We start from the raw sequence: 15,662 nt of genomic DNA on the forward strand, positions 1-15,662 counted from the left end.
CCGCGACGGTAACCAAGCTGGGTGTTTACGCCTCGACGATCTCGATCTCTTCATCAGCCGAGAGCGGCGCCATCAACCCCACCACGTGGCTGGCTGCCAGTGCGACACCGAACACCGCCCACCACGGCCACCCCATGATCCCGACCGGGATGGGCGCGGTCGCCAGCGCCAGCCAGAACCCCACGCACCAGGGGCATGCGACGAAGTACGCCAGCGTGTTCCAGCGGCCGGCGCGACGGCGGTACAGTTCGGCGCTGGCCTCCCGGCCAGCATCCCCTGCCTCGGCCGCCGCACGATCGGCCAGGGCGGCCCGGCGGGCAATGAGCACCCGCACCGGATCCAGCACCGTGTCGAAGTTCACCAGCCGCACCAGCCGGGCGACTGCCAGGACGTAGATGACGAGAACGAGGATCGTGAAACCCATGGCCGCAGACGGTAAACCGTTGCCGTGCAACGCAACCATAGTTACCCGGTAACTATCCCGCTGCGCGTCGGGCTGCTCGGTGCTGCGCCTGCCAGTTCCGCCGGCACTCCCGGCAATACTTCTTGCCGCGATGCGCGTAGACGTTATATCGCACCTTCGGATGCCCACACCGCGGAAACGTCTCGATCCGGCCGTCCGTCGTCAACGCGTCGAGCAGCTGATCCACCTGCATCCGTAGCCGATCGGCTTCGTCCCGGGCCCGCGCCAACTCAAGCCGGGTGGCCGCGTGGTCGATCTGCTCGCCGCGCAACGAATCTGAGAGCGCACCGACCTGTTGGTGGGCGTACACGCACACCTGGGTCATCGGTTCGGCACGGATCGCCCGAATCAGCCGCAGTGAGCAGCCGGTGCGGTCCGCGATGTCCTGCGCGGTCATCCCCGCCAACGTCAGGCCCGCGACCAGCCAGCAACGGTCCGGGTCAGCGAGTTCAGTCATCCGCCGCGACGCCTTCGGGCTGGACATCACCGCCGCGACGAGCTGCTCGTCAGGCTCCCACCGATCCGGCGCCGTCACAGCCAACCACCAGCGACCAGGAGAACCCAGCGTCCCACAACCCCCACGGTAGACACGCGATCTGACCGGGACAGAAGGGACGAAACCCGCTGCTACCGAACCGTTACCGCAGCTGTGCCGCCGCCCACCCTCAGTGGCGGCCGGTCTGCGCCCACCGCTGCCCCCTATCCACCGAGTCGAGCAACCGGATCGACTGCGCCAGCTCCGGATCCAACGCCGCCATCACCGCGTCGAATACACCGCGGCGCCGCAGCTCATCAATGAGCACCGACACCCGCCCAGCGTGCCGAGCGTCCGGCTGCGCCACCGACATCCCCAACGCCAAACCGATCGCCGCATCCGGCAACGCGGCCAACCGTGATTCAGGGGCGGTCATCGCCGAATACCAGTCCGCAATCCGCGCACTCGGCCGGATCGTCACGCAGCACCTCGCCGGCAAGATTCACCTGGCGGACACCCTCGTAGACATGCTCGTGCAGACACTCAGCCACCGCCCACCGCGGACCACACATCAGAACACCCCGACCCCGCGGCCATCGCCGGCATCGACCACCTGCACCGGGTCGCCGTCACGCCCCTCCACTGGCGCATCCCAGCCAACCCGCTCGGCCAGCTCGGTTAACGCGTCCACCAGCTCACGAATCGACACAGGCGGGCGCGGCGCGGGCGGCGGCTGCTTTGCTGGCGGATCACCCGACCACGACCGACGACGGATAGCACGTAAATCAGGTTCCGAGGCCATACCAGCAGACTACGACCTGGCAGTGACCGGGTTCACCCAACTTTGCGGCGCATCCAATCATCCACCGACGTCACCGACCCGCCAGCCACCCCGACCGGCGCCGCCAACTCCCACGACCGGCCCCGCGAGTTCAACAACACGTCATCAGCGACCACCAGCGCCGCCAGCGAGTCCGGCTGATGCCGACCCGCCAACCACCCGACAGCGGCCTCCTCGAAATCCGGGAAATAGCCAGCCAGCCGCGCCATCCCCGTCTCCAACCCCTGCAACAGCGCACTCGAACGCGCCACCGCATCACCCACCCGCGCCCGGCCCTTCGGCGGCCACCCCGACACCCTGATCGGCCAATCCACCCGAGCCCGCCGCAACGCCTCCCGAACCACCCGCGTATAGGTCTCCCGCGCCGCGAACGCCTCCACCGCAATCTCCGACGCCCCCACCTCGACCGCCAGGTCCACCGCGGCCCGCGCCCACTCATCCGACGTCATCGGCGCCGACTTATCCGCAATCAACACCCGCACACCATCCGGCATCAACGACGCCGCCACCAGCCCGCACGCATCACCCGAACCCGAATCCGACGGATCCACCCCCACTACCGTCAACACCGGATTCTGCGGCGCAACCTTCAACCGCCACGCGTTCAACCACTCCCGCTTCACCAGCCCGCCCTCCGGCGAAGACGGCACCCCCTGATACTGCGCCCACCACATCCGCTCCCCCACCGAGCGGCGCCGATCCTCAAAATCCCTCGGCGTAAACCCCAACGCCGACACCATCGTCACCCCCGGCGGCCGGCCCAACGCGTCCGGCACACCCGGCTCCGACACCGCCGGCACATTCGTCGCACGCCACCGGTCCGGCTCCAACTCCAACAACGACCCCGCCAAATCCTGCTGATGCCAACGCGTCATCACCAAAAACACGCTGCCGCCCGGGTGCACACGCGTCGACAACGACCCCTGATACTCATTCAGCACCCGCCGCCGATGCGCCGCCGAATCCGCCTGCGCCGCATCCTTCACCGGGTCATCAATGATCATCAGATCCGCGCCAAACCCCACCACACCCGAGTTGATACCCGCCGCCAGCATGCCGCCACGACGCCCCTCCACCCGCCACCGTCCAACCGCCGTCTTATCCTGCGCGATCCGGTATCCCAGAAAACCCGAATGCTCCCGGATGATCTCCCGCACCTCACGCGAATGCTCCTGCGCCAGATCGTCACCATTCGAAATGATCACGATCTGCATATCCGGGTCCTCACCCAACGCCCACACCGGCAGCCACACCGCCAACAGCTTGCTCTTCCCCGTCCGCGGTGGCGTGTTCACAATGTCACGCTGATTCCGCTGCCTGACCGCCCGCACCGCCAAATCACTCAGCAGCCGGATCGTCGGCGTCACGTTGAACCGCGGATCCAGACGGCGCGCCAACTCAGCCGGCGACCCAGGCCACCTACCAGCCCGCCGAGCCCGGACATACCGGGCCGCCACCAGCAGCGCGACACTCACCGCACACCGCCACCAGACCGACCAGCAGCCGGCTGCGTGAACGTGTCCGTCCCGCCACACCGCGGGCAGACCGCCCGCCCCGACGGCTCATCCACCCGCAACGCCGACACAGCACCAACCCATACGCCCACGCAGGCCGCGCAACGAACTTGAGCATCCACGACACCGAGCGTCGCAGCACAGGGTGATCAGTCGATGTGATACGGCGGCTGCCCCAGCGGCAACGGCGGAATCCGATCCGGGCCGGGCACGATGAAACAGTTCTGAACCGGTGGCGTGTACACGCCACCCCCATACTGGCCATGCGCGAACAGGCACCGCTTCCACGACCCGTCCTCACGGATCGGCCCATCACACCAGTTCGCGAACACCTGCGTCTCACAACCCGGCATCGGATCACCCGGCACCGCCAGAGCCGGCCCAGCCGCCGTCAGACCGAACGCCAACGCCGCGGCGCTGGCAAACATCAAACCCACACGCATGGGCGAACCATAACCAGGCCCTCTCCGGCCAGGTGGGCAATTCTCGGATTGCGCCGAACTTAACCCTCCAAAAGGCAGCCACCGCCGCCACCGGAGCGATCCTCACAGCACTCCACGCCACCATCGGCCTCCCCTGGTGGATGTGGGCCGCCTACGCCACCCTCGTCGCCGCCCAACTCGGCAACCGCATCATCCGCGGATGGGCACGATGAGCACCCGCAAACCACGCCACTACCTGAACCAGGCGCAGTTCGCCGAACGTATCGGCGTGACACCCAGCGCCATGGGCCGATACAAGCTGCCCGAACCCGACGTCATCGTCGGCCCCATCAACGAAGACGGCACCATCCCACGCGGCACCGTCCGCGGCTGGACCCGCGAAACCATCGACCAATGGAACGCCACCCGCCCCGGCCGCGGCGCCCGCACCGACCTCCACTGACGCAAAGGGGGCCCGACCAACCCGGCCGGGCCCCCTCAAGTCGCCGCTACGATGACGACGGCCTATAGCCAGGCAACCGCCCACGATTCGCGCCCAACGTCATGGCTAATGCAGTCGCCAACTGCTCGAGCTGCGTGCAATTAGCAGCCGACGCCTTATTGGCGATCGCCTTCAGCAGTGCCTCCCGGGCCTGCGTCTCGAGGTTCTCCGAATCGGCCACGTTGTCCTCCTTTCCGCCGCGACGCCCTGCCGCAGCAAACGCCAACATAACCCCGCAGTGCGACAATCCGAGAGGTACCGGGGAACCCAACACCCGGGCGCTGAGTCAAACCCGGCATGCGCGACCACGAAACCATCGACGCCGAACTCCGCCTCATCGCCGCCATCCGTCACGCGTGCCGAAACGCCGGCGGACCACCGCCAAATCCAGCCATGATCGATCAACTACTCGACGAACGCAGAGGAGACCCATGGCACAACTCAGCGGATGCCTCCAACTTGCAGGCGCCGGCCTGACCCTGCTCGGCGCGATCATCACCGCCGCGGGGATCGCCAGCGGACTGAAACGCACCGATGACCGCTTCCAAAGATTCCTCCAGGGCGTGCGTGAACTACCACAGGCTTTGCTCGCCCGCATCCAGCAGGTGGTCGATCGAATGGCCGACGCCTACGACATCAGCCCCCAGGAGCCACACAAGGCGTCGTTCACCGTCGGCGTCGACGTCGACGTCACCATGGACGCAAGAGCTGGTATGTACACCCCACGGATCCGCGGCGGCACCGCCGAGAAACAACTGGAAACCATCTGGAACGACATCACCCAGCTCTACGACAACCTGCGACAAACTCAGCAGGCCATCGCTGCCATCAGGGTCGACACCGGACCGATCTATGCAACCATCGGCGCCGTCAAAGAAGAAGTCAAAGAAGAAATCGCCGAGGCGCAGAATCTCGTCGCAGCCCGCGACTTCTGCGTGGCGATCATCGGCGCCGCCCTCGTCGTCGCAGGCACCGGACTCAGCTTTGCGGGCATCCTACTCGGGCTGTGACGTTGCCGCCGCCGGCCAGTCAGTCCACCGCTGGGTCTCGATCGGCTCGTCAGTCATCACGCCGCGCCCCTCGCACGGTTTCTCACGTTGTAGACCGTCGCTCGGCTGACGCCGTACTCGCGGGCCAGCTCCGTCGCCGACTCGCCAGCCGACAGCCGCTGAGCGACCTCGGCGGCCTGGGCATCGGACAGTGCCGGCTTGCGGCCCTTGTACACGCCCTTGGCCTTCGCGATCGCGATGCCCTCACGTTGGCGTTGCAGCATCAGCGACCGCTCGAACTCGGCGACCGCGCCCATCACCGACAGCATCAGCACTGAGCACGGATCGGACTCATCGCGGGTGAACGTCAGCCCCTCTTTGACGAACCGAACTGCGACGCCGCGAGCGGTCAACTCATCGACCAGGCGGCGCAGGTCCGGCAGCGACCGGGCGAGCCGGTCCATGCTGTGGACGATGAGGGTGTCGCCTTCGCGGACGTAGCGGAGGCACTCGTCGAGCGCCGGCCGGTTGGTGTCCTTGCCGCTGGCTTTGTCGGTGAACACTTTGTCGAGGTCGATGCCGTCGAGTTGGCGTTCGGTGTTCTGGTCGAGCGTTGAGACGCGGATGTAGCCGACGAGCTGGCCGGTCATCTTTCACCCCGTTCTGTCTAAGTAGGTTCTTAAACCAGAGTAGATGACTGTCTAACAATGCGCAGCAGATTTCAGATATACGCGATACACAGCGTCATCGACCGTCCACCACGGGCACGCCCCAGATAGACGCTCAGCCGTCCTCGTCGCCGTCGCCCAGCTGCGCGAGCGCCCGCTCAATCCACGACCCACCGACCTCCGCCTCCGGCTCCGCTTCGGCTTCGGCGGCTCGCGTCACCGCCAACCACTCCGCCAGCTCGTTGGCCGGCACACCGCCGAGCGCGAGCACCTGACGCGCAACATCGACGTGCAGCTCCCACAGCGCGTCCCCGGCGCCGACCACCGTGCCGAACAGCGCCCGGCACTCGTCGGCGGCCAGGGCGTCGAGCTGGTCAGGCTGGAGTCGCCCCTCGGCGACGTCGCGCGCCACGGCCATGGCGGACTTGATCGCGGCTTGCTGGGCGCTCACTCAACGACCTCGGCGTCGACGATCTCGGACTGTGGCTGCTGGGCGATGGCGAGCAGCTCTTGCTCGGCGCGTTCGAGGACCGCGGCAGCGGATCGGACGTTGAGCTCGATCTGCTGGGGGATCGCGATGTGCAGTCCGGCCAGTTTGGCCTGTTTCTCGATGGTGTCGGCGGCGGCGCGGCCGAGGGTGGCGACGGCCTGGTGGTCGCCGGCCTCTTCGGCTGCGTCGAGGGCGTCGAGGAGTTTTTGGCGGATCATGGTCAGTCCGTCGCCCATTGCGCGGCGGAGGGTCTCGGCGTCGGTGGGTGGTGTGCGAGCGAGGAAGTCTTCGACGGCTTTCTGCGCGGAGCGGGGTGAGCGGTAGCCGAGTTCTTCGGCGATTTCGCGCCAGAGTCTGCCGCGGACGCGGAGTCGCCAGGCGTTTTCGGCGCGGGCTCTGCTGGATTTTCGGTCCATGACGGGTGGCATGTTTTGGGATTTTGGTTGTGGTGGGTGCTGGGTGTGTGGGTTGTGGGGTTGTGTTGGTTGGTGTTTGCGGGGTGGTGGGTGTGTGTTTGGGGGTGGCTTGTTGGCGCTGTGTTGCGTTTTGGCGGGTTTTGGGCGCCTTCTGAGGGTGTGTTGGTAGCGGGGTGGTGTTTCGTCACGGGTTTCGTCACGGTGCCGGCCCATGGTTTTGGCGGATGGGGTTCATGCCGCGTTTGGCGGTGGCGGCGTAGTCGGTTTCGGGTTCGGGGGGTGTGTCGCGGCCGGGGCGTGGGTCGCCGTATTGGTCAGGCATGGATGGCATTCCAGTCGTGGAGGGGGCAGCGGGTGAGGGCGTCGCCGGTGGGGTTGTCGATGAATCCGTCTTGGTCGCATTCGGGGCAGTCGCGGACTTGGTTCCAGAATTCGGTGAGTGTGTCGCGGCGGCGGGTGGTGTGTTCGCGGTCCCAGCGTTCGCGGCGTTTGCGGTGTGCGGCGCAGGCTCCGCATGGGGGTGGGTCGGGGTGGTCGGTGTGTTTTGGGCAGGTTTCGGGTGGGGGTTCGTTGTGGGCGGGGGTGGGCTGGGGGTGGCCGTTGTGGTCGGTGTTGGCGGCGACCCTCTCCACGTAACCACCTACGGAAGGTGAGGAACCGGAACCAGAACCGGAACCAGAAACAGAATTGGGACCCTCTGGAGAGGGTCTCGAGAGGGTCTCGAGAGGGTCTTGCCGACCTGGGGAAACGGGACCCTCTGGAGAGGGTCTCGAGAGGGTCTCGAGAGGGTCTAGCTGGGAGGGTTGTTCGTAGTGTTGGGCGAGTGCCTGGAGGTGGGCGCGTGCGGTGTCCCAGGCGGACTTGAGGTTGGCGCGTAGCCGGTTGGCTTTGTCGGTGGTGCTGGTGATGGTGGGCAGGCTGATGCGGTCGAGTTCGGTGAGCATGACGGCCGCGAATTTCGGGGAGTCGAAGGCGGCCATGATGCGTAGCGCGGACAGCAGCACGGTGGGTTGTTTGTCGAGTTCGTCGCGGCGGACGCGGGAGCGGATGAGTCCTTCGCCGGTGTTTTCGTCGATGTAGATGAAGCGGCGCTGCTCCATGCGGTGCAGGGCCTCGGTGAGCTGGGCGTCTGTGGGTTCTTGGTCGCCGTCGCGCATGGCTTTGCGCCAGCGGGTGTAGTTGATGGGGAACACGCCAGCGGTGTTGACGGTGCGCTGGCCGCAGATGACTTGGAACAGCAGCTTGTCGAAGATCGGCTGGTTGCAGAAGTCTTCGTCGGACCACTGTGCGAAGAGGTTTTTCGCGTATTCGCGTGTGCTCACGGCTGGTGCTCCTGGCGCTGTAGGTGGGGGTGGTGCGGGGTGGTGCGGGGTGGTTCCGGTGGTCGGCTAGTGGTCGGCTAGTCGTCGGCGGTGGTCCAGGTGTGTCCGCAGTCGCATTCGTGCGGCCCGACATGGCCGGGTGTGTGCGTGCAGTCGTGGACCCAGGCGTGGTCGTCGTGGTGGTTGCAGTGGCCGACGGTTTCGTCGGGACAGCGGTTTTCGTCGCTCATGGGGTTCTGGCCTTTCGTGCGATGCGGGCAGCGATTGCGCGCTGCTCGGCGGGGGTTTGGTGGGTGAGGTGCCAGTGGTCGCAGCCGGGGCAGCGGTATGGGTGGAGGCGGTGTTTCCCGGTGCGGATATAGGAGCGGCGCCAGAATCGGCGTGCCGCGGCGGCCGATCGGAATGCGCGTTTGTCGGGGGTTGGGCAGTCGGTCACCGTTTCCCCTTCCGTCGGCGCGGGCAGTTCGGGTGGTGTTGCTGGGTTTTCGGGTGCCAGCCACATGTGGTGCAGCGGCCGAGGCGCCGGCATTCGGCTGGCGTGAACAGCGGGCGGGGCGGGCGGTTATTCATCGGCCTGTGGGTTGGTGCAGTCGGCGCGGTGGTGGCCGTTGGCGGTGCGGTAGTAGCCGCAGCCGGGGCAGAACGTTTTCGGGCGGTCGTGGGCGGACGTGTGGAGCTGGTGCCAGCGGTCCCGCGGCTTGCTTTCCTTAGACACCGGGCACCGGCCGATCCCAGTCGCCAGAGATTGCTGTGGGCGGATGTCACCAATTCGATCGCCTCATCCGCGGCTATCCGTTAGTGTCGCGCCCTTCGAACGCGATGTCAGCGACACGCACGATGACGTAGCCTGCGGCACGAAGCGCGGCCTTGATCTGGTGCGCATTGCCGAGGTTGGCCAGCCCGTCCTGACCGCCGTCGCCCTCAGGCATGAACCCGGCGATGGCATCTGCGATTACCGCTGTTGGCTGTTCCATGTCGTCTTCCTCTGGTTGTTCATTGAGTAGTCGTCGCCCCAGATCGCGAGGTTGATCGTGGCGTAGTCCTTAGCCATCAAGCAGCTCCAGCTCATCAAGCTCGTCCAGGATTGAGGCTTCGCGCTGAGTCATGGCACCGGGACCGCCTCACGCGCCTCGTGCGGCTGCGCCAGCATCCGCACCGCCCGCTCGGGCCGCTCAAACAATCCGTCCATCCCTGGCGGGTCGGGGCGTGGTCGCGGCTCACCGCTGCCGCCGTCAGGACCGCGAAACTCGATACAGTGGAACCGATCCGCGATCGGATACGGGCCTGTGCCGCCCCACTGGTCAATCCACTCAACAGGCGTCTTACCGAGCAGCGCGGCTTGTATAAGCGGGCAGCCGCCGGGATAGTCCTTGGGTGGAGTCTTGCGCTCACCGTTCTCGTAACGCCGCCAAGCCACCTCTACCGGATTCATGCAAGGCCGGTAGCACCAGTTCTCCATCCAGCCGTAACCTTCGGTTCCATTCGAGAACGGCGCCTCGTCCCGCGCCGAAGCTATGACCTCGTCGTAGCTACGCATCAGATTTCCTCCCATTCGCTGATGGTGATTTGGCGTTGCATCAGGCGGGCGTTCGCCTGGGGTGGTAGGTGTTCGGTGGCGTACCAGTCCAGCCATTCCCGGGTGTGATGCCGGGTTTGCGGCTGATACACCCGCTCGCCCTTGTTCGGCCCACCTTGCGCCGTGAACACAACCGCCACCTGAACATGCGTGCCACTGTCGACTGGTAGGGAGTCGTCACCGAACAAAGCCAACTGCGCGGTCATGGCGTCACCTCGAACAGTCCGGGCTCATGGATAGCGGTGATGCGTTCCAGCGCTTTGCCGTAGTCACGTAGGAACTGCTGCCGTATCAGCGGCAGATGGTGTTCACGTGGCGGGCGCACACACTGCCCGAGTACACGCCGCAGGTTGTCGTCTGTTGGCTGAAGCGGCCGGGGCGGCTCCACATAGAGGGTGTCGGCGGCGAACTTCGCCGAATACGCCACCACTAGGAAAGCTGCCTTCCGATCAGCACCGCTCACCGGTCCTCCTCGGTTCGGATGGCGTAGGGGCATGGCTGATCCGGCGGCACCTGGCGGCGCAGTTCAGCGCGGTAGTGGCCGGCTTCCTCGTAGGTGTCGAACACGGCGACCGTGCGGCCGGTGCGCTGATGGATGATCCGGGCCGTCATAGGGCCGCCTCGAATAGGTCGAGCTGCCCGGACGGTTCGAGGTCGTGGGCGGTGAGGCGCAACGCTTTCGCGAGATACACCTTCTCGTAAGCGCGAATCCGCAAGTAGTCGGCTCGGGCGTCGCTTTCCTGCCGCTCGGTCGGCGGGCAGATCCGATCCCCCATGTAGGCGTATCCGCACGGCTTCGAACCGCAGCCGCAGAACCGGCCACGCAGCACAGCGTTCGCGGTCGACTGCGCGCGGATGTCCCGCAACTGGTCCTTGATCTCATCCGGGATGGTCGTGGCGTACCGGTCGATCTGCGCCGCCGTCACGGCCACCCGAGGCTCAACACCACGCCCATAGGGGGACACGATCCGGCCATTCCCGGTGAACCAGCTGGTCATCCACGCCGGCGCACCCGGTATGGGCTTCTGCCGGAAGCCACCCCACCGGGACTGCATCAGATGGCTCACGCCGCCGGGGCCGATGAGCGCGTCGACGATCTGCCAGCCACCCATCGTCATCAGCAGCCACCGCTGATCCAACGTGAGCATCACGACAGACCCCACTTACCCTCCGCTCACTTCGGCGGGGGCGGGCCGGGCGTCAACGCGCTGCGCGTAGGTCTGCGCCAGCTCGAGCGAGCCGAGGATCTGCCCGCCAGGCGGCAGCCCGGGCATCCACAGCCCGTCATGACCAACACCGGACAGGTGCCACGCCGGGCCCACCTTCTGGATCGTGTACACGCCTCGCACCCCTACCGAGGTGATCGCGCCGGCGATGTCGTCGTGAGCGGTCCATGTCAACATCAGCACCGCACCCGCTCGGTGTGTTGGATGAGCTTGCCGCGGCTGGTGCCAGCCTTCACGCTGGCCGGGGTCGGACCCGACCAGTAGGTGAACGACACCGGGGCGGGTGCGATCGACGTGATGAACGCGCGCGCCGCCCGGACGGCGCGCCATCGCTGTCGGTACATCTTCGACGTCAGCACGGTCTCGCCGTTCGCGCCGCGCACCGCGTACCAGAAGTCGCCCTTGCGGTTCTCGCGCTGGTCAACATAGATCGGACGTCGGTTCATGCCAGTTCGCCTTCCACTCGGATGTTCACGCCGGCGGACCGCTTACGTGCCCGCACATCGGCCTTCCAACAGTCGCGGCACCGTCCCCCACGCCTGTGCGTCAACTCCTTGCCGCAATCAGCGCATCGCGAGAACGGCGCGGATGCCGCTTTTCGCGCGTTACGCCGCGAATCAACGCGGCATCCCTCGCCACAGAACTTCTGCGTACGTACTCGGCGCCGGTAGCGCCGACCGCAGTGCCCGCATGGCACCAGTTCCGCTAAATCGGGGTAACCGAGGGACTTTTGGCGACATGCACGCGAACACGTTTTTGGCGGCTGATCACGCGCTCGTGAACCTCTACCGACAAGCTTCCCGCAGGATCTGCATGGCACCGAATCGTCGCTGCCACGCTTAAGCGTGCTGATGTGCTCCCCAACGACGACGACAGTCCGTGGCCGTTCGGCGTCCAGCTCGACAACACCCATGAGCGCGGTGCACTGGGAATCATCCAGCCACAGGATCCCGTTGGCGGCGTCGCACACATGCTTGAGCAGATTGTCTACGTCGATGCGCTGCCGGTTCGGCCGGAAGAACAGACACGCCAACCCGACATTGCCGGTGAACGGCTCCCGCACGGCGCGGCGCAGATATGCCGCTGTGCGCTTCTCCGCGTCCAGGTCCTCCGACCTCGAGTAGACATGACCGTTGCGAGCGAACCGAGGCCGGGCTTTCGACCACGGCGCACCTGGAATCGTGATCATGTACTGGGTGTTGGCGGTCTCTCCGAGCCCGAGCGCTGAGAACATGTCGAGCATCCGGTCCACGTCCGACCGAGTCGCCGCTTGGCCGGTCACCGCGCCGCCTCGTCGGCCTCGGCCATGCGCAGCACTTCGGCCTGGATCAGGTCGGTGACAACCTCGCCCAACCGACCTTCCTTGCTGGCCGCGTTGAGCGCGGTGACGACCGTGCGCAACTCGTCGTCGGTGATGGCGTCGCGGTGCTCCGGCCGGTCCTGCGGCATGCGGCCAGCCAGCGCGGTGATGACGGTCAGCTGGTCCTCTTTGTCAGGGCAGTCCCCCTCGGCCAGGAGCGCAAACATGCGGTTCAGCCACTTCTTCCGGGTGGTTTCCGACATGCCGCTCGCTGCTGGCTCCTCCTGCGCCTGCTGCTCCGCTGGCTCGGTGGGCTGCTCGGGCGGCCGGCCGGCCTCAAGCTCCGGCGCGGCGTCGGCGCCGCCCTGACCCTGCTGAGCCTGTTGCCGCAGGGCGGCCAATCCGCGGCCGCCGCGCTCCGATCGCACCCGCATGGGCTGCTGCTGCGCCAGCTCCAGCTCCAACTCCTCGCGCGCATACGGGATACCGAGCAGCACGTCCGGTGCGATCCGGCGGCACACCTCCATCGCCGCCTTCGCGTACAGCATCGCCTGCGGATCGGTCTCGTACTTCTTGTTAGACGTGTACCCGGCTCGCTTGGCGCGCGGGATATCCCAGGTCGATTCCTCCACCTGCCCGGTCCGCGGATCCGTGGCCCGCACTGTCACCGCCTCGTCGGTGGACGACACGGTCTCGACGACGACCCCGGCGCGTTTGACCAGCGCGACCGCGGTGCGGGCGTAGATCGCGGGCTGCCCGTGCACCACGAAGACCTGCTGCAGAGACTGGATCGGGTTCAGGCCCAACTCGGCGCCGTAGAGGATCGCCGCCGCGGCGTTGGCAGGCTTGCCCTTGTAGTCCTTGGGCACCATGTCGGTCTGGGACAGCGCGTCACCGAGCTGTTTGGCGGCGCTCATGGCCTGGGCGTGCTGCATCAGCTGCCCGATCGACTCGGAGGCCATCGGCCGGGCCGGGGGCAGCACCTCGATCTCGGAATCGGTCGGCGCGGCGCCGGTGCTGGTGGCGGCGATTTCGTTCATGCAGACATCTCCTGTGCTCGTTCGGTGATCTGGTCGATGTTCTTGTGGGCGAGCGAGAGCGCGACCCCGCCGCGGCTGTGCGGGCGGCGGTCCGCGATCCGAACGCCGGCCGCCTCGGCGTATTGGGCGTTGCCCATGACGTCCAGCAGCCGGGTCTTGGCGCCCCGCAACTGCCGTTCGAGGTCCTTATGCTCGGCGGCCAAGTGCAGCAACTCCGCTGCGGCGTCGAGGTCGTATTGCACGGTGCTGCCGTCGATGTCGGGGTGCAGCTCCCGCACGCACTCGTAGGTGGCGACCGAATCGTCCAGCAGCGGCGGCTCGTCGCCCTGCAGCGATTCCCAGAACTCGCGGCAGCGCTGCACGATCCAGTCCGCGACCTGCTGGTCGAACTCGATGACGTAGGTGTGGGCCTTGAAATAGGGGCCCAACACCATCAGGTGCGCCGGATGCTGGGTGTAGCCGGTGAACAGCATCTCGGCGGTCACCTGCGCCACGTAGTCGGCCGGGGCTTCGTCAGTGAATTCGTCGCCCCATTCCTCCAGCGAGCGGGCGGTTTTGAACTCCACGACCCGGCGGGCCCGGCCCCGCGCGGCGCGACGGTCGATCGTCGCCGTGCACGGAAACCCGAACTTGTGGGTGTCGCCGTGGATCTGGACCTCACCACGGGACAGCCGCCAGCCGGGGTTCTCGCGGCGCCAGATGTTCGCCATGGCGTCCTCGAAGTCGTGGCCAAGGTCGAAGATGTCCTTCGGCGGCTCCGGGTCGACCAGGCCCTTGATGCGGTGCCACAGCCGGTATGGCGATTCCCAACGCGAGACACCGAGGATCGCCGCGACCTTGCTCGGAGTGATGGTCTGCGTCCATTCCTGCGAGCCGGGCTGCATGGTGACGGTCACAGGTCCTCCCGATCAGGTCGGTGGCCGCAGTCGGTGCACACGCCGTGTTGGCGTGAGGTGTGCCCGCAGGCGGCAGCCAGTTCGGCTTCGGTGCTGTGCGCGACGGCCCGGCGCCATTCGTCGCGTTCGTAGCCGTAGGCGCTCACCGGGCGTCCTCCAGTTCGCCCTCGCCCCACCACTCGTCGGCGCTCCAGTCGTCGGGGTCGCGGTCCGGCTCGGTGCAGTAGCCCCACGCGAGCGTGGCGACCGCGCTGGTGATCCCGGCGGCGAGGAACAGGTCGCGCCACAACAGAATCAGTGCGGCCCAGGCAACCCCACCGGCGATCCAGGAGACGTACAGCAGGACGCGGCTCATGACGCACGCTCCTGGGATCGGCCCTCGACCAGCCGCCAAACCCACCGCTCGTTCGGTGCGCCGATGAGCCAGGCGACAATCGCGGCCGTGACGCCTTTGTCGAGGAGTCGGCGGGCGGCGACCGCCTGCTCTGGCGGCGCGAGCTTCATCGGAAACCCCTGCACTGCGGCATCGATAGCGAGCTCGTCCAGCCGAGCCATTAGGCCACCCCCACGATCCGGCCTGCGTGCGCCGCGGCGATTGATTCCACGCGCTCCCACAGGCATCGGACGGGTTCGTTGGGGTTGAACCACGCGGCCAGGCACATCGCGATCTGCGCAAGCTTCGCCGGGTGCCGGTAGGCGAGGTAGGCCAGCTCCCCGTAGAGGCGGCACGGGTCGTCCTCGCGGATCTTCTCGGCGATGCCGAGCGCGATTTCAGCGACGCGGTCCAGATCCGGGTCGGGTGCCCAATCGATCACGTCGCGCGCGGTCATCGGGCACCTCCCCACAGCTCGCTGCTGGTGGGGCAGGGTCCGCCGCACCATTCACGGTGGGTGCCGTGGTCCACCCAGCCAGCGGCGGCTGCTGCCGGTACAGCTTCGTGTGCTGCGGCGGCCGCCAGCAGTTCCGCGGTATCGGCCGGCGACCAGATCGGCGTGAGCTTCACGGCACGCTCGCGGCGGGCCTGCGCAGCGAGCAGGGAGTGAAAGGCGATGAGAGCCTGTTCATCACGGCGCCGTTTCTTCCGGCCGAACAGCCCACACGCCGGGCAGAAATGCAGCCTGTTCACTGGTCACCGCCTTCGCCGGGCAGCATCCCGCCAGGTGCGTTGTAGCGGGCCGAAACCTCGGCGTACACCGCGGGAAACGCGCGCTGCAGCTTGGCCATGTTGAAGGTGTCGGCCTTGCGCATCGCGGCCATGATCAGTGCGTAGAACGGCGGGTCGCCTTCGCTGATCTGCTGGGAGACCTGGTAGTCGTACAGGCTCATCGGTCACCGCCTATCTGCGGCGGCAGCAGCAGGTCCACCCACGACGTTGCGGTGCTGACACCAGAATCCGCGGCCCCAGTGATCACACTGATGTAGCTGTCCCAGTCAAACTCGGTGCCGGTGTCGGCGTGGGCGTCTACAACCCATCCGATACCGGTGCCGGCCAGGATGATTCCGGCGGCCGCCGCGAGCACGC

General features: G+C 66.8%; 32 protein-coding genes. 2 read left to right on the top strand and 30 right to left on the bottom strand.

The features are described from left to right. Positions 1-25: 25 nt before the first annotated feature. The 7 genes from CKW28_RS20905 to CKW28_RS20925 form a co-directional block, all read right to left on the bottom strand. Positions 26-424: a DUF1360 domain-containing protein gene (locus CKW28_RS20905; RefSeq protein ID WP_040546630.1), complete on the bottom strand. Its 399-nt coding sequence runs from the start codon at positions 422-424 to the stop codon at positions 26-28. 52 nt (positions 425-476) lie between these two features. Then, on the bottom strand, positions 477-998 hold the full coding sequence (locus CKW28_RS20910) for a hypothetical protein (RefSeq protein WP_003925146.1): 522 nt from the start codon (positions 996-998) through the stop codon (positions 477-479). Between the two features lie 130 nt (positions 999-1,128). Further along, on the bottom strand, positions 1,129-1,374 hold the full coding sequence (locus CKW28_RS20915) for a DUF7423 domain-containing protein (RefSeq protein WP_040546634.1): 246 nt from the start codon (positions 1,372-1,374) through the stop codon (positions 1,129-1,131). Continuing rightward, positions 1,361-1,510, bottom strand: coding sequence for a hypothetical protein (locus CKW28_RS23720; RefSeq protein WP_003925148.1), 150 nt, complete (start codon positions 1,508-1,510; stop codon positions 1,361-1,363). The genes CKW28_RS20915 and CKW28_RS23720 overlap by 14 nt, the downstream gene beginning before the upstream one ends. After that, the gene (locus CKW28_RS23725) at positions 1,510-1,740 is read right to left on the bottom strand and encodes a hypothetical protein (protein WP_131588030.1); all 231 of its coding nucleotides are present in this window, start codon (positions 1,738-1,740) and stop codon (positions 1,510-1,512) included. Before CKW28_RS23725 ends, CKW28_RS23720 begins: the two co-directional genes overlap by 1 nt. Positions 1,741-1,772: 32 nt before the next feature. Continuing rightward, complete coding sequence (locus CKW28_RS20920; RefSeq protein WP_003925149.1) at positions 1,773-3,146, bottom strand: terminase large subunit domain-containing protein; 1,374 nt, start codon at positions 3,144-3,146, stop codon at positions 1,773-1,775. A 296-nt stretch (positions 3,147-3,442) separates the two neighbouring features. After that, on the bottom strand, positions 3,443-3,736 hold the full coding sequence (locus CKW28_RS20925; RefSeq protein ID WP_003925150.1) for a CDGP domain-containing protein: 294 nt from the start codon (positions 3,734-3,736) through the stop codon (positions 3,443-3,445). A gap of 199 nt (positions 3,737-3,935) precedes the next feature. Here CKW28_RS20925 and CKW28_RS20935 point away from each other — a divergent pair, with 199 nt between their 5' ends. Beyond that, positions 3,936-4,178 (top strand): hypothetical protein, encoded by a 243-nt coding sequence (locus CKW28_RS20935; protein WP_308210466.1) that lies wholly within the window; start codon positions 3,936-3,938, stop codon positions 4,176-4,178. A gap of 470 nt (positions 4,179-4,648) precedes the next feature. Next, positions 4,649-5,227 (top strand): hypothetical protein, encoded by a 579-nt coding sequence (locus CKW28_RS20945; protein ID WP_003925152.1) that lies wholly within the window; start codon positions 4,649-4,651, stop codon positions 5,225-5,227. Between the two features lie 56 nt (positions 5,228-5,283). Here CKW28_RS20945 and CKW28_RS20950 read toward each other — a convergent pair whose 3' ends face one another. The 23 genes from CKW28_RS20950 to CKW28_RS23970 form a co-directional block, all read right to left on the bottom strand. Continuing rightward, on the bottom strand, positions 5,284-5,856 hold the full coding sequence (locus CKW28_RS20950; RefSeq protein ID WP_003925153.1) for a recombinase family protein: 573 nt from the start codon (positions 5,854-5,856) through the stop codon (positions 5,284-5,286). A 133-nt stretch (positions 5,857-5,989) separates the two neighbouring features. Next, a complete protein-coding gene (locus CKW28_RS20955; RefSeq protein WP_003925154.1) occupies positions 5,990-6,325 on the bottom strand; it encodes a hypothetical protein in 336 nt (111 codons plus the stop codon). After that, entirely contained in the window at positions 6,322-6,792 is a 471-nt protein-coding gene (locus CKW28_RS20960) for a hypothetical protein (RefSeq protein WP_081475472.1), read from the bottom strand. The genes CKW28_RS20955 and CKW28_RS20960 overlap by 4 nt, the downstream gene beginning before the upstream one ends. Before the next feature lie 302 nt (positions 6,793-7,094). Then, positions 7,095-8,102 (bottom strand): hypothetical protein, encoded by a 1,008-nt coding sequence (locus tag CKW28_RS20965; protein ID WP_095176480.1) that lies wholly within the window; start codon positions 8,100-8,102, stop codon positions 7,095-7,097. 77 nt (positions 8,103-8,179) lie between these two features. After that, positions 8,180-8,332: a hypothetical protein gene (locus tag CKW28_RS23730; RefSeq protein WP_003925157.1), complete on the bottom strand. Its 153-nt coding sequence runs from the start codon at positions 8,330-8,332 to the stop codon at positions 8,180-8,182. Between the two features lie 558 nt (positions 8,333-8,890). Next, on the bottom strand, positions 8,891-9,076 hold the full coding sequence (locus CKW28_RS20970) for a hypothetical protein (RefSeq protein ID WP_081475473.1): 186 nt from the start codon (positions 9,074-9,076) through the stop codon (positions 8,891-8,893). A 128-nt stretch (positions 9,077-9,204) separates the two neighbouring features. Beyond that, positions 9,205-9,639, bottom strand: coding sequence for a hypothetical protein (locus CKW28_RS23735; RefSeq protein ID WP_131588031.1), 435 nt, complete (start codon positions 9,637-9,639; stop codon positions 9,205-9,207). Continuing rightward, a complete protein-coding gene (locus CKW28_RS20975) occupies positions 9,639-9,884 on the bottom strand; it encodes a hypothetical protein (RefSeq protein ID WP_003925161.1) in 246 nt (81 codons plus the stop codon). Before CKW28_RS20975 ends, CKW28_RS23735 begins: the two co-directional genes overlap by 1 nt. Then, positions 9,881-10,141, bottom strand: coding sequence for a hypothetical protein (locus CKW28_RS20980; protein ID WP_131588032.1), 261 nt, complete (start codon positions 10,139-10,141; stop codon positions 9,881-9,883). The genes CKW28_RS20975 and CKW28_RS20980 overlap by 4 nt, the downstream gene beginning before the upstream one ends. Beyond that, the gene (locus CKW28_RS23740) at positions 10,138-10,290 is read right to left on the bottom strand and encodes a hypothetical protein (RefSeq protein WP_003925163.1); all 153 of its coding nucleotides are present in this window, start codon (positions 10,288-10,290) and stop codon (positions 10,138-10,140) included. Before CKW28_RS23740 ends, CKW28_RS20980 begins: the two co-directional genes overlap by 4 nt. Then, entirely contained in the window at positions 10,287-10,841 is a 555-nt protein-coding gene (locus CKW28_RS20985; protein ID WP_003925164.1) for a hypothetical protein, read from the bottom strand. Before CKW28_RS20985 ends, CKW28_RS23740 begins: the two co-directional genes overlap by 4 nt. Further along, a complete protein-coding gene (locus CKW28_RS20990) occupies positions 10,842-11,081 on the bottom strand; it encodes a hypothetical protein (RefSeq protein ID WP_061252229.1) in 240 nt (79 codons plus the stop codon). It lies immediately after the preceding gene. After that, the gene (locus CKW28_RS20995) at positions 11,081-11,350 is read right to left on the bottom strand and encodes a hypothetical protein (protein ID WP_003925166.1); all 270 of its coding nucleotides are present in this window, start codon (positions 11,348-11,350) and stop codon (positions 11,081-11,083) included. Before CKW28_RS20995 ends, CKW28_RS20990 begins: the two co-directional genes overlap by 1 nt. Beyond that, positions 11,347-12,147, bottom strand: a complete 801-nt coding sequence (locus CKW28_RS24455) for a RusA family crossover junction endodeoxyribonuclease (RefSeq protein ID WP_131588033.1) — start codon at positions 12,145-12,147, stop codon at positions 11,347-11,349. Before CKW28_RS24455 ends, CKW28_RS20995 begins: the two co-directional genes overlap by 4 nt. Positions 12,148-12,182: 35 nt before the next feature. Further along, positions 12,183-13,244, bottom strand: a complete 1,062-nt coding sequence (locus CKW28_RS21005; protein WP_003925167.1) for a hypothetical protein — start codon at positions 13,242-13,244, stop codon at positions 12,183-12,185. Then, positions 13,241-14,128: a YqaJ viral recombinase family protein gene (locus CKW28_RS21010; RefSeq protein ID WP_050811956.1), complete on the bottom strand. Its 888-nt coding sequence runs from the start codon at positions 14,126-14,128 to the stop codon at positions 13,241-13,243. Before CKW28_RS21010 ends, CKW28_RS21005 begins: the two co-directional genes overlap by 4 nt. Positions 14,129-14,136: 8 nt before the next feature. Further along, entirely contained in the window at positions 14,137-14,286 is a 150-nt protein-coding gene (locus tag CKW28_RS21015) for a 50S ribosomal protein L32 (protein WP_003925169.1), read from the bottom strand. Continuing rightward, the gene (locus CKW28_RS21020; protein WP_003925170.1) at positions 14,283-14,495 is read right to left on the bottom strand and encodes a hypothetical protein; all 213 of its coding nucleotides are present in this window, start codon (positions 14,493-14,495) and stop codon (positions 14,283-14,285) included. The genes CKW28_RS21015 and CKW28_RS21020 overlap by 4 nt, the downstream gene beginning before the upstream one ends. Next, a complete protein-coding gene (locus CKW28_RS21025) occupies positions 14,492-14,695 on the bottom strand; it encodes a hypothetical protein (RefSeq protein WP_003925171.1) in 204 nt (67 codons plus the stop codon). The genes CKW28_RS21020 and CKW28_RS21025 overlap by 4 nt, the downstream gene beginning before the upstream one ends. Further along, positions 14,695-14,970 carry a hypothetical protein gene (locus tag CKW28_RS21030; protein WP_003925172.1) on the bottom strand — a complete coding sequence of 92 codons (276 nt, stop codon included), beginning with the start codon at positions 14,968-14,970 and terminating at the stop codon, positions 14,695-14,697. Before CKW28_RS21030 ends, CKW28_RS21025 begins: the two co-directional genes overlap by 1 nt. After that, positions 14,967-15,266: a hypothetical protein gene (locus CKW28_RS23745; RefSeq protein WP_040546639.1), complete on the bottom strand. Its 300-nt coding sequence runs from the start codon at positions 15,264-15,266 to the stop codon at positions 14,967-14,969. Before CKW28_RS23745 ends, CKW28_RS21030 begins: the two co-directional genes overlap by 4 nt. Further along, entirely contained in the window at positions 15,263-15,466 is a 204-nt protein-coding gene (locus CKW28_RS21035) for a hypothetical protein (RefSeq protein ID WP_003925173.1), read from the bottom strand. Before CKW28_RS21035 ends, CKW28_RS23745 begins: the two co-directional genes overlap by 4 nt. Then, complete coding sequence (locus CKW28_RS23970) at positions 15,463-15,660, bottom strand: hypothetical protein (RefSeq protein ID WP_131588034.1); 198 nt, start codon at positions 15,658-15,660, stop codon at positions 15,463-15,465. Before CKW28_RS23970 ends, CKW28_RS21035 begins: the two co-directional genes overlap by 4 nt. Positions 15,661-15,662 lie beyond the last annotated feature (2 nt).

Source organism: Mycolicibacterium thermoresistibile (genome assembly GCF_900187065.1).
Taxonomy (GTDB): domain Bacteria; phylum Actinomycetota; class Actinomycetes; order Mycobacteriales; family Mycobacteriaceae; genus Mycobacterium; species Mycobacterium thermoresistibile.

What these genes read in the sequence shown, in the direction of transcription:
- CKW28_RS23720 (WP_003925148.1), bottom strand. Translation starts at nt 1,510, where the DNA reads ATGTGTGGTCCGCGGTGGGCGGTGGCTGAGTGTCTGCACGAGCATGTC.
- CKW28_RS20905 (WP_040546630.1), bottom strand. Translation starts at nt 424, where the DNA reads ATGGGTTTCACGATCCTCGTTCTCGTCATCTACGTCCTGGCAGTCGCC.
- CKW28_RS23735 (WP_131588031.1), bottom strand. Translation starts at nt 9,639, where the DNA reads ATGCGTAGCTACGACGAGGTCATAGCTTCGGCGCGGGACGAGGCGCCG.
- CKW28_RS21020 (WP_003925170.1), bottom strand. Translation starts at nt 14,495, where the DNA reads ATGAGCCGCGTCCTGCTGTACGTCTCCTGGATCGCCGGTGGGGTTGCC.
- CKW28_RS20995 (WP_003925166.1), bottom strand. Translation starts at nt 11,350, where the DNA reads ATGAACCGACGTCCGATCTATGTTGACCAGCGCGAGAACCGCAAGGGC.
- CKW28_RS23725 (WP_131588030.1), bottom strand. Translation starts at nt 1,740, where the DNA reads ATGGCCTCGGAACCTGATTTACGTGCTATCCGTCGTCGGTCGTGGTCG.
- CKW28_RS20925 (WP_003925150.1), bottom strand. Translation starts at nt 3,736, where the DNA reads ATGCGTGTGGGTTTGATGTTTGCCAGCGCCGCGGCGTTGGCGTTCGGT.
- CKW28_RS20945 (WP_003925152.1), top strand. Translation starts at nt 4,649, where the DNA reads ATGGCACAACTCAGCGGATGCCTCCAACTTGCAGGCGCCGGCCTGACC.
- CKW28_RS20915 (WP_040546634.1), bottom strand. Translation starts at nt 1,374, where the DNA reads ATGACCGCCCCTGAATCACGGTTGGCCGCGTTGCCGGATGCGGCGATC.
- CKW28_RS24455 (WP_131588033.1), bottom strand. Translation starts at nt 12,147, where the DNA reads ATGCTCGACATGTTCTCAGCGCTCGGGCTCGGAGAGACCGCCAACACC.
- CKW28_RS20960 (WP_081475472.1), bottom strand. Translation starts at nt 6,792, where the DNA reads ATGCCACCCGTCATGGACCGAAAATCCAGCAGAGCCCGCGCCGAAAAC.
- CKW28_RS21010 (WP_050811956.1), bottom strand. Translation starts at nt 14,128, where the DNA reads ATGCAGCCCGGCTCGCAGGAATGGACGCAGACCATCACTCCGAGCAAG.
- CKW28_RS21035 (WP_003925173.1), bottom strand. Translation starts at nt 15,466, where the DNA reads ATGAGCCTGTACGACTACCAGGTCTCCCAGCAGATCAGCGAAGGCGAC.
- CKW28_RS21005 (WP_003925167.1), bottom strand. Translation starts at nt 13,244, where the DNA reads ATGAACGAAATCGCCGCCACCAGCACCGGCGCCGCGCCGACCGATTCC.
- CKW28_RS21025 (WP_003925171.1), bottom strand. Translation starts at nt 14,695, where the DNA reads ATGGCTCGGCTGGACGAGCTCGCTATCGATGCCGCAGTGCAGGGGTTT.
- CKW28_RS23730 (WP_003925157.1), bottom strand. Translation starts at nt 8,332, where the DNA reads ATGAGCGACGAAAACCGCTGTCCCGACGAAACCGTCGGCCACTGCAAC.
- CKW28_RS20990 (WP_061252229.1), bottom strand. Translation starts at nt 11,081, where the DNA reads ATGTTGACATGGACCGCTCACGACGACATCGCCGGCGCGATCACCTCG.
- CKW28_RS21030 (WP_003925172.1), bottom strand. Translation starts at nt 14,970, where the DNA reads ATGACCGCGCGCGACGTGATCGATTGGGCACCCGACCCGGATCTGGAC.
- CKW28_RS20950 (WP_003925153.1), bottom strand. Translation starts at nt 5,856, where the DNA reads ATGACCGGCCAGCTCGTCGGCTACATCCGCGTCTCAACGCTCGACCAG.
- CKW28_RS20975 (WP_003925161.1), bottom strand. Translation starts at nt 9,884, where the DNA reads ATGACCGCGCAGTTGGCTTTGTTCGGTGACGACTCCCTACCAGTCGAC.
- CKW28_RS23740 (WP_003925163.1), bottom strand. Translation starts at nt 10,290, where the DNA reads ATGACGGCCCGGATCATCCATCAGCGCACCGGCCGCACGGTCGCCGTG.
- CKW28_RS20970 (WP_081475473.1), bottom strand. Translation starts at nt 9,076, where the DNA reads ATGGAACAGCCAACAGCGGTAATCGCAGATGCCATCGCCGGGTTCATG.
- CKW28_RS20935 (WP_308210466.1), top strand. Translation starts at nt 3,936, where the DNA reads ATGGGCACGATGAGCACCCGCAAACCACGCCACTACCTGAACCAGGCG.